Source organism: Blautia marasmi (assembly GCF_900258535.1).
GTDB classification, from domain to species: domain Bacteria; phylum Bacillota; class Clostridia; order Lachnospirales; family Lachnospiraceae; genus Blautia; species Blautia hominis.
Map to the genome: position 1 here is coordinate 847,279 of NZ_OIWX01000001.1, position 12,722 is coordinate 860,000.

Consider the following 12,722-nt stretch of genomic DNA (forward strand, 5'->3'; position numbering starts at 1 on the left):
CTGATCACCAGATTGCCACACGTTCCTCTTTGGGCACATACATCCCGTCACCTTCTTTGATGCCGTAAGTATCATAGAACTCCTGGAAGTTGGCAAGTACCCTGTTGCATCTCAGGTTATTGGGCGCATGGATATCACTCTCTGCCATTTCTTTTAGTATACTATAATCTGCGGCTCTCAGCCACTGGTTTGCGTAGCTTCGGAAAAATGCGTCGTAATCCGGATTTTCCATTTTGGAAAGCAGCTCCAGGCCACAGGCGATCCCGCCGATATCCGCAATGTTTTCACTTAGGTTTTCCTGGGCATTGGCTTTTATTCCAGGTGCTGCTTCATAACCGTCATAATATTCCACCACATTGCTGCACAGTTTCTCAAAATGGGTATAATCCTCATTTGTCCACCAGTCTCTTACATTTCCCTTGGCATCATACTGGGCCCCGCCATCATCAAACATATGGGTGATCTCATGGGCAATCGTGCTTCCGATAGACCCCAGGTTCGTCTCAAAGGATGCTGTTTTGTCGTAAAACGGAGCCTGCAGGATACCTGCGGGAAAAATAATGGTGTTTGTATTTCTGCTGGCTGCAGCGTTAACGGTATAAGCTGCCAGAGGGAATCTTCTGGGGTCAACCGGTTTTTCCAGTTCCTCTATCTGGCGTTTCCACTTTTCTGCCTCAGACGCAGCCACGTTTTCAAAATAACTGCCTCCCTCTTCTGTTCCCTTGAACCGGGCCCGGTTCAGGTTCCATTCATCCGGATATCCGATCAGCACGGTGATAGAGTCCAGTTTTTTAAGTGCCTCCTTCTTGCTGGAAGCATCCATCCAGTCCAGGCGGTTGATCCGGTCTTTGAATGTATCTGTCAGCATGGTTACCATTTTTTCTATCTCCGCTTTTGATTCAGCCGGAAAATAACGCTGGGTATAGAGCTGTCCCAGTTCGTCGGAGAGGAAATTCTGCACAGCGATATCAGCGGAAGAGATTCCGGCGGTTCCAAACTTTTCTGCAAGGTCTGAACTCAGATAGGAGCTGTATCCTGTGAGCAGTGCCATTTTTTCGATGGCTTTAAATATTTCCAGATTATCCTCTGTAAACCATTTGGCATAAGAAGCAAACTGTACATCGTCAAATACAATCATCTTTACATCCTGACTAAGACCGATGGACTGAACCAACTGGGAGAGCTTCGCCTGGGGCATCATCTCATCCAGTGTCTCCGGCGTATAGTATTTGGGCTCCTTTATCTTTCCGGAAGCATCCTGGCTCTGCATATGATCCACCAGATCCTTCTCCAGCTTCAGGATCCCATCGGCATGTGCTTCGGCCTTTTCCCGGCTCTCTCCCACTGCTAAAAGCTGTTCGATAATAGAATTCCGGTATTCCTTATAGGCATCCCCATCCTGCTTCTCATAATCCTCTTTGGTCAATCCGGGAACCTGTGTCATAAGCTGCAGAACTTTTCTGCTGCTGTCTTTTGTATCCGTTACCGGTATGCCGGGGATCAGGCCATTGGCAAAGTTCCCCAGTTCCAGTACCGATTGGGCAATGGCTGCATTTAATTCAGAAAAGGAGGCCGCACGGTCAACCGCATCCAGATACTTCTGTAAAGGTTCTATGCCGGCCTGATCGCGGGAATCCATATTTTCATAATTCTTGTAGAGCGTGCGGATCTTCTGTTCCGGGCTTCCCTCTTTATAGTCTTCCTCACTGTTCACGATCTCAAGGATCAATGCCTTTAACTGCTCATCTGTATGCTTTGTTACGGAACTGGAACCGCCCGCCATGTCCTCTCCCTCCGGTATCTCAATGGTGTTAAGCTGCTGCTGATTCACCGCAGTATAAAAATCATCCTTCAAATCCGTGCCGAATGCAGCGTAAAACCTGGCGGAAATTATTTCCGCATCCTTCATAGTCACCGGTTCCTCCAGGATACTGCTGCCTGCCGCACCTTCTTCCTCTTCCCCGTCAGAAGTACCTGTCAGGTCAGAAGCTGCCAGGATACCTCCGTCTGACAGGTTCTGCAGATCTTCCTTTGCCCAATCGGGAACTTCCTTCAGGTCAGGGGCCGGGGGCGCGATCCTTTTTGCATTTCCTTTTGGTGCCGGAAGCCTGCCGAATGCCCTGCTGGCCAGCACAAGCATTTGCAGACGGGTGGCTTTATCAGATTCCTCCATCCCCTCTATGACTGCAGAACGCTCAGGGGATGCAGCGTACCCTTCCGAAGCTTTCATAAAATAATCTGCAAGCTCTCCCACATCCGGGCTGACCGCTGCCACGGTGCCCGTGTTCTTTTGGGGAACTTTTTTCTCTGTATACGGTGCAGCACATCCTGCCAGGGATGCGGTTACCAAAAGTATTGCCATAAATATTTTGAGTCTTTTTAATTTCATAATAATAGTATCCTTTCACAATTTTTTATGGGGATCATTATGTTCTTCCTGTCTTCTGTATGAGGATAACAAATACTATGTTAGATTTTTGTTAGTTTTCTGTTGCTAGTACTACAGCAGACCTGAAACCATCATTTTGTCTAATATTCTCCTCATAATTTCCCATATTTGATTAATTGTGCACATAAGGGCCATCCCCTATAATGTTAGTATAAACCATCGGATATTCAAAAAGAGAAAGGAGTTTACACTATGTTATCAAAAAGACAGAATTTATTAGAAACCATCCGCGGAGGTCATCCTGACAGATACGTGAATCAGTATGAAGCTATTGCCCTGCTTTACGGAACACCTTATTCTGTAAGAAATTCCATGCCCGCAAAAGGCGGCCCTAATGTAAAAAATGCATGGGGTGTTACCATTTCCTTCCCGGAAGGAATGCCCGGTCCTTTCCCGGTCCATGATGAAGAACATATTGTATGTAAAGATATCACCCACTGGAGAGACTATGTGAAAGCGCCCAATGTGAAATTCTCCGCTGAGGAGTGGGCACCATTTGTTGCTGAAGCGGAAAAGATCGACCGTGATGAATACTTTGTGGCTCCCTTTGTGGCTCCCGGTATCTTTGAACAGTGCCATTATCTTCTGGAGATCCAGAACTGCCTGATCCAGTTCTATGAGGAGCCGGATTATATGCATGAGCTGATCGACTACATCACGGACTGGGAACTGGCCTATGCGGAAGAAATCTGCAAATACTTAAAACCGGATGCCCTTTTCCATCATGATGACTGGGGTTCCAGAAACAGCTCCTTCATCTCCCCCCAGATGTTTAAAGAATTCTATGAGCCTGCTTACAAGAAAGTGTACGGATATTATAAAGAACACGGCGTTGAAGTTGTGATCCATCACTCTGACTCCTATGCTGCCAATCTGGTTCCTTCCATGATCGAGATGGGTGTGGACATCTGGCAGGGCGTCATGAGCACCAACAACATTCCGGAGCTGGTGGAAAAATACGGCGGCCAGATCACATTCATGGGCGGCATTGACAGCGGTGAAGTGGACAGGGAAGACTGGAGCAGAGAGCACATTGCCCAGGAAGTGGCACGTGTCTGCAAAGAAAACGGAACAAAATTCTTTATCCCCTGCAACACCATGGGCGGCCCGGAATCTATTTTCCCAGGCGTATACGAGACGATCACAGAAGAAATCGCAAAGGTCAGCGATAAAGTTTTCTGACAGAGACGCATGACCCGGAAGGAGATGGATAAATGCCTGAGAAAAAAGAACGGAATGGTCTGAGCAACTCGCTTAAACGGTTCTTCGGTGTGGGTGATTTTGGCTTTACACTGATGTCCAATATTGATACCTTTTATGCCACTTACTTTTTTACCAATATTGCTAAATTTTCACTGGGTGTTATCACAGTGATGACGACCATCTCCGCAGTTGTGGATGCCATCCTCTCCTGCCTGTATGGTCCGTTCCTGAACAAGATAAAGCCTAAAAAATGGGGACGTTACCGCTCCTGGCTTATTCTGACACCCTGGATGGTCCCTTTCCTGTATGCCATGCAGTTCATAAAGATCGGCAACGGGCTGGCAGCTGCCATCTTCGTAACGGCAGCTATGATCACCAGCCGTATTGCGTGGAATATACCTTTTATAGCCAACATTTCCATGATCAATATTGCAGGGAAGACACCTGAGGAGAGAATGACGCTGTCCTCGACCAGAATGGTATGGACATCCCTTGCCTCTGTGGTGTATTCCTACGCAGGGCCTGCGGCAGTTTCCGTTTTTGCCGCGTGGATCGGGGAGAAAAATTCTTACGCTGCCACGGCTTTCGCATTCTCCGCGTTGATGGCTGCCGGATTTTATGCACATTTCAATATGTTTAAAGGCTATGAGATGACCGGGGAGGAAGAACTTTGCCAAATGGACCGGCAGGCGAAAACCGCCGAAACTGCCAAGGATGCCCCAAAGGTACGCGCTCTTGATGCCATCCGCTGCAATCCCCATCTGCTGTGGCTGTTTTTGTCCTGTATCACAAAATATATTGTGCTTTTCCTTGTAAACGGACTGGCTATCTATTATTTTACATACATAAGCAAAAACGCGGCCCTGCTGACCACCTTTGTCTTCGCAGCCAATCTGCTGGGCGTTGTTGCCTCCTATGTATCAAAATTCATTGTTGCCAGATTTACCGCAAAAAAGACTGTGGTATGTTCCTACTTTCTGATGGCAGTGATCGCTACAGGTGCTTTCTTTGCCTACAGCCAGACCTGGGTGGTCATGGCCGCCATGTGCGCAGTCATGTTCATACTGGTTCTGACCAATGCCTGTGACCCGGAACTTTTCTCAAACTGTGCTGCCTACAGCGGCAAAAAACTTGGTTATGACGTAACCGGAACGGTTATGGGACTTTTGACCGTCCCCATAAAAATCGGGATCGTGTCGAGAGGCATTCTCATATCCGCCTGTCTGGCACTTGCCCAGTTTAACTCCGATCTGGACCCGTCCATGGCGACCCCGCAGCTTCAGAGAGGCATCAGTATGGGATTTATGATCATTCCCGCTGTTGTGATCCTTATAGGGGCCATCATACTGGCATTTGGTTATAAATTAGATCAGGAAAGATAAAAACACCTCTGGTAAAAAGTCCTCTGTTACGATAGAATACTAAATAGGAGAAGATTTTTTGATCCGTCCATCTTCCGGCCGGCCTGCATGGCCTTTGCCGGAAGATGGATGGATTTTGCCGTATTTATCAAAACCCGGAGGGAAATACCATGACTGAGAATCACAACTCACCCGCAGGCCTTCTGCTGAGTATGCAGATCTTGTATGAGAAACTGAAAGAACGTGAAATTCCGGTTTCCCTGCTTCCGGCAGACGAGGAACCCTGTCTGTCCGGCATACAGTTCTATACTGGACAGCAGGATTTATCACATACCTTTCTATATCTTGCAGATTGTAAGACCCTGGCCTCCCATCCCTTTTTGCTGCACAACGGTTATCTGGCGGTGGTTGGGCAACCTGCAAAAGAAAATATCCATGACTCCTGCTGCTGCCTTATCTTTCCGGAAACCATGCCTGTGACGGAAATCTTTAATGCCCTGCAGCAGATCTTTGTCTCCTACTCCCATCTTGAAAGAAAGCTCAATGACATTTTGAACCGGGACGGAAGCCTATATGACATTACCGTGGCAGCGCTGGAGCATTTTCACAATCCTGTATTCATTCATGATGAATACTTTCATATACTGGCCTGTCCCCGCCATTTTGAGGGCGCTCTTAATTTTACCTATAACGAGCAGACCAAACGGTATATGCAGGATTTGAATACCATTAATTTTTTTAGGACAAGCCCGGCATACAAAAAAACCCTGTCCACCTCAGGAGGGCAGTTCTGGGACAGCGATTTTAACAATGACCGCTGTATCTATGTAAATTTATGGATGAACGGGAATTACAGGGGACGGTTTATTATCTCAGAAATGGAAACACCCGTGACACGGGGGCAGCTCTATGTAGCCTCCTATTTTGCAGAAATCATCAAATTGGCACTTCTGAGACGTAATGATGCGGGGGAAGACGAGCGGCACCCTCTGGAAAAGCTGATCATAGATACCATCAGCGGCACTGAGACAGACCGTCTGGATATGAGCCGCAAGCTGGAGCTGCTGGGATGGAAGGAAGCAGACCAGTATCTGTGCGGCATTATCTCCTTTGAGAGCACAGATGTGACAAAACTTTCCGTATACAGTATCTGCAACGAAATAGAGGAACGGATTGAGGCATGTCAAGCCTGCTACTATAAGGGACATATTTACCTGCTGGTCAACACCGGCAAAAGTCAGATCACGCCTCAGGATCTGCGCATGAAAATGTCCTATATTATCCGGGAAGGGCTGCTCCGCATGGGGGTATCTTTTCCCTTCCGGGGTTTTTCCACCCTGTCCATCCACCTGAAGCAGGCGCAGATCGCACTCAGCTACAGCCAGATGGAACAGGTGCCTCACTGGTATAATGAGTTTCAGGACTATGTATTGAAGTATTGGCTCCTGGAGGGCACCGGGGATTTTACGAAAGAGAGTATCGCTCCGGATACCCTGCACCAGCTCCGTCATTATGACAGGGAACACGGCACGGAGCTGTACGAGACTTTAAAGACCTACCTCATGAATGAGCGGAACAGCACCCTCACCGCCCAGCTCCTCAAGATCAACCGGAGCACCCTGCCCCACCGCCTGAACCGCATCACACAGCTTACAGGGGCAAATCTGGATGATTTTATGACTCGGCTGTACCTGATGATGGGCTGCTATATCCTGGATTATATCTGATGTCACTGTACACAGAATGCCGCTTATCTGCAGATATCAAAGATAAACTCAGCCACCTGGTCCATAGCATCATAAGCAGCTTTAAAAGGTGACATCTGGAAAACATGCCACATACCGGTGTAATAGTCCAGCTGTACCTGCACATGGTATTTTCGGAGCCTTTTCTGCAGGTTTAGGGAATCAGAGAGAAGGATCTCATTCTCGCCCACCTGAATATAGGCAGGGGGAAACCCGGTGAAATCCGCAAACAGGGGAGAGATCAACGGATCATGCAGCTCCCGCCCCTCCGCGTAGTCCCGGACTGCCTTGTCTATATATTCCTCTGAAAGAATCGGGTCGATCTCAGCCTTCAGCTCATGTGATCTTCCGCTCTTTGTAAGGTCCGTCCACGGAGAGAAAAGGATGATGCCCCTTGGAAGGATACGGCCCTGTTCTTTTAATTTCTGCACTAGAGTAAGGGCCAGATTTCCTCCCGCGGAATCCCCTGCCACGATCACATCCCTGGCTCCGTATCCAAACTGCATCAGATAGTCCCATACCTTCAGAGCATCCTCCAAAGCCGCGGGATAGGGGCATTCCGGCGCAAGACGGTAATCAAAGCTGAGCACATCCATGGAGGTGGTGCTTGCAAGTTTATTGGTAACACTCCTGGCGTAGCGGAAACTTCCTGTGTTGTATCCGCCGCCGTGGCAGTAAAGTATCACATATTTTTTCATATGCCTTCGGTCTACACTGACCCATTCGGCAGGAATCCCTTCTATATCAAAATTCTCATATTTCATGTCTTTGCTTTTTGAGAAGATACCGCTTAGATTTTCCTGGGATGCCCTCTGTTTTTCCACATCAGGACTTTCTACAAGTGTATGCATCTTTTTAATAGCCTTCATAAGGCTTTGGCTGCTCTTCAGATTAATTTCCATTGGGTTCTCCTTCTGCTTATAGGGTTTCCTGGCAACATAGTTTCATTCTATCACAGCACAGCCCAAACGTCCATTCCGGTTTCTTTTCTGTTTTTATTGATAATTTCCCCATATCACCTTATAATAAACGTATGGAGAAAAAAACAAACAAAAACCGTGCTACATGGTACAAATTAGATTTATCTGCAAATGTATATCCCACTCTGCAGCGCAAAAATTTCTCAAGTGTCTATCGGATCACCATGATCATGAAGGAGGAAGTGGACCCGGTTCTTCTGCAGAAGGCTGTGGATTTGGCACTGCCCCGCTTCCCGGTGTTCAAGGTAGCCCTTAGAAAAGGACTGTTCTGGCGCTATTTGGAACCCAATGACAGGCCGGGGCCGTTTGTCCAGCCGGACATAGTGAATCCCTGTATGCCTATGTCTTTTAAGGCCAATAACCGATATATGATCCGGATATACTATTACCATAAGAAAATATCCCTGGAAATGTTTCACTCCCTCTCAGACGGCAACGGGGCCTTGTATCTTCTGCGGACGATCACTGCCGTGTATCTACGTCTGCAGGGGCATGAGATCCCAAGTTGTGACGGCGTACTGGATATCCACCAGGAACCGGACCCTGAGGAGCTGGAGGACGCCTACCTGCGCTATGCCTCCTCAAAAGTAAAGCCAGCGCGTACCCAAGGGAGCGCCTACCGGGTCAGAGGAACAAAAGAACCTTTTTATACGCTGAATATTATCTGCGGCATCATGCCCGTGAATGAAGTTTTAAAAGTTGCCAGAAACTATAAGGCATCTATTACCGAATATTTAAACGCAGTGCTCCTCTATTCCCTCCTGGAAAAGCAGAAGGCTGACCGTGTATTCCGGGAAAAGCCTGTAAAGCTTGCACTGCCTGTAAACCTGCGCAAATTCTTTCCTTCCATAACACTGCGGAACTTTATCACTATGGTATATCCCTCCATAGACCCCAGAATGGGAGAATACACATTCGAGGAGATCCTTGTACAGGTGCACCATTATATGCGGTATTATATCAACAACAAGTTCCTCAATGCTGACATTACCACCAATGCCTCCACCCAGCAGAGTCCTTTCATCCGCATAGTACCGCTGTTCTTAAAAGATTTTGTAGTCAGACAGTTCTATATCCGGGTACAGGACCGCCAGTCCACAGCAGGACTGACAAATCTGGGCATTGTACAGGTTCCTGAGGAGATGAAAGAATATGTGGAACGCTTTGATGTACTCATGGGGCAGCCGTTTTCCCCAAGAACCAACTGCGCCATTGTCAGTTATGAAAACACCCTGACCATAAATTTTGCCAGCAGTATCGTGGAAGCTGATGTGGAACGCATATTTTTCCGTAAACTGATATCTGACGGAATCCATGTGAAGATAGAGAGCAACCGAGAAACCAAGGATTAAATAAATTTGGAGGAATCCTTTATGTCATACTGTGTGAACTGTGGGGTGGAACTTGACAAGACCTGTAAAGTCTGCCCCCTGTGCAATACAAAAGTTATCAACCCAAAACAACCGCCGGATACCAGTTCTCCCAAACCCTTTCCTACGCTGGAAGGCCACACGGAGACAGTGCCCCGCAGTGACATTACAATCCTCATGACTGTCATACTCGCTGCCACGGCTGTCGTCTGCGGTCTGTTAAATCTGTTCATTTTCCAGTACGGAAGCTGGTCCCTTTATGTGATTGGGATCTGTGTGGTTCTGTGGATCTTTTTCCTGCCGCTGTTTTTTTCGGCAGGATTCAATCCTTATGTGAGCCTTTTTCTGGATGGTCTGAGTATTGCCATGTATTTTGGGATCATCGCTTGGCTGCATCCGGGCAATGGATGGTATTTTCATCTGGCGGTTCCCATAATAGGCATAGTCACAATGCTCATTCTCATCTTTGCGTTTTGTCTCAGATACCGGCACCGTTCCATTCTGTCCCTGGCGGCCGTGATCGTGGGGGAGATCGCAGTCCTGACCGTTGGCATTGAATTGCTGATCCACAATTATTATCAGGAGCCTTTGTTCCTGTCCTGGTCTGCTGTGGTGCTCACATGCTCGCTTATCATTGACGGGGCATTGATCACGATCCTGCGAAGAAGCGGGCTTAGAAATGAAGTCAGAAGAAGGATGCATATATAAAAGTTTAGCCGCACAGACGATCTCAGATCGTGCGTGCGGCTTAAATTTTTATTTTCCGATTGCTGTGTTTTTCCTGTATTCCGTAGGCAAAACCCCGCAGGCTGTCTTAAAGGATTTCACCGCCGTAGACCGTATTTTCATCCTCTTTATGCTTTTCCAGACATGGAAGATAAGAAACCACATCGCCCTGGGACACTTCAATCCACCAGTCAATGTAATTGCCGCTGCTTTTTTTAGTTTCATATTTCTCATTCCTCCTGATTTTCATTCCGCACTCTTTACAGTGCAGTTTCCTGTTGAGATGGCTTTATTATATCTCTGGCACTGACGACAGATAATGGCTTAAATTTTAATATGGTGTCATTTTTTTAGGAATCATTGCCTCCCGGAACCGGGAAGTAAATATCACTTGAAATTTGTCTGTTTTTCAGAGATTATCTGCTTTACTTAAAGGTTTACTTTCCTTATAATGAAGAAAGATCACTCAAAATATAACGATGAAAAGGAACGCTTACACACTATGAAATCCTACCCTTTACGAAACAAGATCAGAAATCATGTCCTGGTACAGACTTTCATCGCGTTGAAAGGAAACCCCAAATGGTCCATCTGTACAGAGCCGCTTTGGTTCATACCCTATTCCCTCTTTTCTCCGTATCAGGCACTTTATATGCGGAAGATAGGACTTTCCAGTCTGGAAATCGGAACTACCCTTTCCCTGGGTTTCCTGCTCCAGGTTTTCTTCGCCTTTATCGGTGGTGCCCTGACTGACAAAATGGGGCGTCGAAAGGCAACTGTGATCTTTGACACCATATCCTGGAGTATCCCCTGTTTTATATGGGCGTTCTCCCAGAATTTCTGGCACTTTCTGATTGCGGCGGCTGTCAACGCCTCTTTTCAGATCACCAATACCTCATGGAACTGTCTGTTTATAGAAGATTGTCCTCCAAAACATATTACCAATGCTTTTACTTTGATACAGATATGCGGTATGCTGTCCGTATTCTTTGCCCCTATCTCCATCTGGCTGCTGAAAATATATGACCTGGTGTCCGTATTTCGTGTGATCTTCTTCCTTTCAGGAATATCCATGACAGCCAAATTTCTACTCCTTTACAAATTTGGAGGAGAAACCGAGATTGGCAGGCAGCGTATGGAGGAGACAAAGAATATGTCCTATCTTTCCATGTTGACAGGATATAAAGATATCTTCTTTCAGATCATACGTTCATCCAGGATGCGCCTTGTGGTTTACATCATGACATTAACTAATATATTGCTGATTGCGACGACCAACTTTTTCTCGCTTTATATAACAGAGAGTCTGTATATCTCCGAAGAACTGGTGGCCGTATTCCCGCTTATAAGGACCATCATCATGATCTTATTCGTGGTGTTCCTGCAGAATTTGTTTCACCGGCTCAGAATCAGAAATTCCATGATCATCGGTTTTTTTATTTATATCGCCAGCCATATACTCCTGATCCTATGTCCACAGAAAAACCTTCTGCTTGTTATGTTATACACAATCCTGGAATCCTCAGCTTACGCTATCGTCATTCCCCGAAAGGATGCCCTTATGGCTTTGTTCGTAGATGAAAAAGAACGTTCCAGAATATATGCTCTTTATAACATGCTGATGATCGCCCTCTCTGTTCCGTTCGGCAGCTTGATCGGATGGTTATATGACCTGAATCCGTCGTATCCCTTCTATTTTAATATCTGTGTTTTTCTTCTGGGACTGGCAATACTTTTTTTCTCCAAAGATTTGAGACGGGAAAAACATTAATCCATGAAATTTAAAAAACCACAGTACACCTGCTTTTACAAGTACACTGTGGTTTTTACTTTATCCAATTTACAAATCCTCACGCCAAAAAGCGTTTTCTATATAACAAAAAAATCCTACGAACAATTCTGCTCATAGGATATCACTCTCATGTATCTTCAAAACCGCATATACAAAACACAAAAACCTTTTTTTCTTACCCGCCGTTCGCACTTACGTGCTTAGGTCAAGCCCTCGACCGATTAGTAGCAGTCAGCTCCATACATTGCTGCACTTCCACCTCTGCCCTATCCACCTCGTCGTCTTCAAGGGGTCTTACTTCTTTATAGAATGGGATATCTCATCTTGAGGGGGGCTTCACGCTTAGATGCCTTCAGCGTTTATCCCTTCCAGGCTTGGCTACCCTGCCATGCAGTTGGCACTGCAACAGGTACACCAGCGGCCCGTCCATCCCGGTCCTCTCGTACTAAGGACAGCTCCTCTCAAATATCCTACGCCCACGCCGGATAGGGACCGAACTGTCTCACGACGTTCTGAACCCAGCTCGCGTACCGCTTTAATGGGCGAACAGCCCAACCCTTGGGACCTACTACAGCCCCAGGATGCGATGAGCCGACATCGAGGTGCCAAACCACTCCGTCGATGTGAACTCTTGGGAGTGATAAGCCTGTTATCCCCAGGGTAGCTTTTATCCGTTGAGCGATGGCATTCCCACTTAATACCACCGGATCACTAAGCCCTACTTTCGTACCTGCTCCTCCCGTCGGTGTCGCAGTCAAGCTCCCTTCTGCCTTGGCACTCTGCGAATGGTTTCCAACCATTCTGAGGGAACCTTTGGGCGCCTCCGATACTCTTTCGGAGGCGACCGCCCCAGTCAAACTCCCCGCCTGGCATTGTCCCACCGCCGGGTCACGGCGGATGGTTAGAAGCCCAATACTGCAAGGGTGGTATCCCAACATTGGCTCCAGCACAACTGGCGTCATGCCTTCAAAGCCTCCCACCTATCCTGTACATGCAATACCGGACCCCAGTACCAAACTGGAGTAAAGCTCCATGGGGTCTTTCCGTCCTGGCGCAGGTAACCAGCATCTTCACTGGTACTTCAATTTCACCGGAT

9 protein-coding genes and 1 rRNA gene (1 of these 10 running past the window's edge) are annotated in these 12,722 nt (G+C 47.1%); 6 read left to right on the forward strand and 4 right to left on the reverse strand.

From position 1 onward, the window contains the following. Nucleotides 1–4 precede the first annotated feature (4 nt). Nucleotides 5–2,389: a M13 family metallopeptidase gene (locus tag C6P39_RS03655; protein WP_104802862.1), complete on the reverse strand. Its 2,385-nt coding sequence runs from the start codon at nucleotides 2,387–2,389 to the stop codon at nucleotides 5–7. Nucleotides 2,390–2,641: 252 nt separating this feature from the next. Between C6P39_RS03655 and C6P39_RS03660 the strand changes: the two genes are divergently transcribed. The 3 genes from C6P39_RS03660 to C6P39_RS03670 all read left to right on the forward strand — a co-directional run bounded on the left by C6P39_RS03660 (nucleotide 2,642) and on the right by C6P39_RS03670 (nucleotide 6,740). Further along, nucleotides 2,642–3,631 (forward strand): uroporphyrinogen decarboxylase family protein, encoded by a 990-nt coding sequence (locus C6P39_RS03660; RefSeq protein WP_104802863.1) that lies wholly within the window; start codon nucleotides 2,642–2,644, stop codon nucleotides 3,629–3,631. Between the two features lie 32 nt (nucleotides 3,632–3,663). Then, entirely contained in the window at nucleotides 3,664–5,034 is a 1,371-nt protein-coding gene (locus C6P39_RS03665; protein WP_095173278.1) for an MFS transporter, read from the forward strand. Between the two features lie 149 nt (nucleotides 5,035–5,183). Next, complete coding sequence (locus C6P39_RS03670) at nucleotides 5,184–6,740, forward strand: PucR family transcriptional regulator (RefSeq protein ID WP_158661451.1); 1,557 nt, start codon at nucleotides 5,184–5,186, stop codon at nucleotides 6,738–6,740. Nucleotides 6,741–6,763: 23 nt separating this feature from the next. Here C6P39_RS03670 and C6P39_RS03675 read toward each other — a convergent pair whose 3' ends face one another. Beyond that, entirely contained in the window at nucleotides 6,764–7,660 is an 897-nt protein-coding gene (locus tag C6P39_RS03675; RefSeq protein WP_095173276.1) for an alpha/beta hydrolase, read from the reverse strand. 131 nt (nucleotides 7,661–7,791) lie between these two features. Here C6P39_RS03675 and C6P39_RS03680 point away from each other — a divergent pair, with 131 nt between their 5' ends. Next, nucleotides 7,792–9,090, forward strand: a complete 1,299-nt coding sequence (locus C6P39_RS03680) for an alcohol acetyltransferase (protein WP_095173275.1) — start codon at nucleotides 7,792–7,794, stop codon at nucleotides 9,088–9,090. Between the two features lie 21 nt (nucleotides 9,091–9,111). Next, complete coding sequence (locus C6P39_RS03685) at nucleotides 9,112–9,816, forward strand: DUF6320 domain-containing protein (RefSeq protein ID WP_095173274.1); 705 nt, start codon at nucleotides 9,112–9,114, stop codon at nucleotides 9,814–9,816. A 106-nt stretch (nucleotides 9,817–9,922) separates the two neighbouring features. On the opposite strand, the gene C6P39_RS27395 is transcribed toward C6P39_RS03685, so the two are convergent. Further along, entirely contained in the window at nucleotides 9,923–10,084 is a 162-nt protein-coding gene (locus C6P39_RS27395) for a hypothetical protein (RefSeq protein WP_156087465.1), read from the reverse strand. 252 nt (nucleotides 10,085–10,336) lie between these two features. On the opposite strand from C6P39_RS27395, the gene C6P39_RS03690 reads away from it, so the two are divergent. Then, on the forward strand, nucleotides 10,337–11,605 hold the full coding sequence (locus tag C6P39_RS03690) for an MFS transporter (RefSeq protein ID WP_278277951.1): 1,269 nt from the start codon (nucleotides 10,337–10,339) through the stop codon (nucleotides 11,603–11,605). Between the two features lie 222 nt (nucleotides 11,606–11,827). Here C6P39_RS03690 and C6P39_RS03695 read toward each other — a convergent pair. Further along, a 23S ribosomal RNA gene (locus C6P39_RS03695) occupies nucleotides 11,828–12,722 on the reverse strand; it runs 1,990 nt beyond the window's last position.

Bases quoted from the DNA above. Each gene is read 5' to 3' on its own strand.
- C6P39_RS03675 (WP_095173276.1), bottom strand. From the start codon at position 7,660: ATGGAAATTAATCTGAAGAGCAGCCAAAGCCTTATGAAGGCTATTAAA.
- C6P39_RS27395 (WP_156087465.1), bottom strand. From the start codon at position 10,084: ATGAAAATCAGGAGGAATGAGAAATATGAAACTAAAAAAAGCAGCGGC.
- C6P39_RS03680 (WP_095173275.1), top strand. From the start codon at position 7,792: ATGGAGAAAAAAACAAACAAAAACCGTGCTACATGGTACAAATTAGAT.
- C6P39_RS03660 (WP_104802863.1), top strand. From the start codon at position 2,642: ATGTTATCAAAAAGACAGAATTTATTAGAAACCATCCGCGGAGGTCAT.
- C6P39_RS03670 (WP_158661451.1), top strand. From the start codon at position 5,184: ATGACTGAGAATCACAACTCACCCGCAGGCCTTCTGCTGAGTATGCAG.
- C6P39_RS03690 (WP_278277951.1), top strand. From the start codon at position 10,337: ATGAAATCCTACCCTTTACGAAACAAGATCAGAAATCATGTCCTGGTA.
- C6P39_RS03655 (WP_104802862.1), bottom strand. From the start codon at position 2,389: ATGAAATTAAAAAGACTCAAAATATTTATGGCAATACTTTTGGTAACC.
- C6P39_RS03685 (WP_095173274.1), top strand. From the start codon at position 9,112: ATGTCATACTGTGTGAACTGTGGGGTGGAACTTGACAAGACCTGTAAA.
- C6P39_RS03665 (WP_095173278.1), top strand. From the start codon at position 3,664: ATGCCTGAGAAAAAAGAACGGAATGGTCTGAGCAACTCGCTTAAACGG.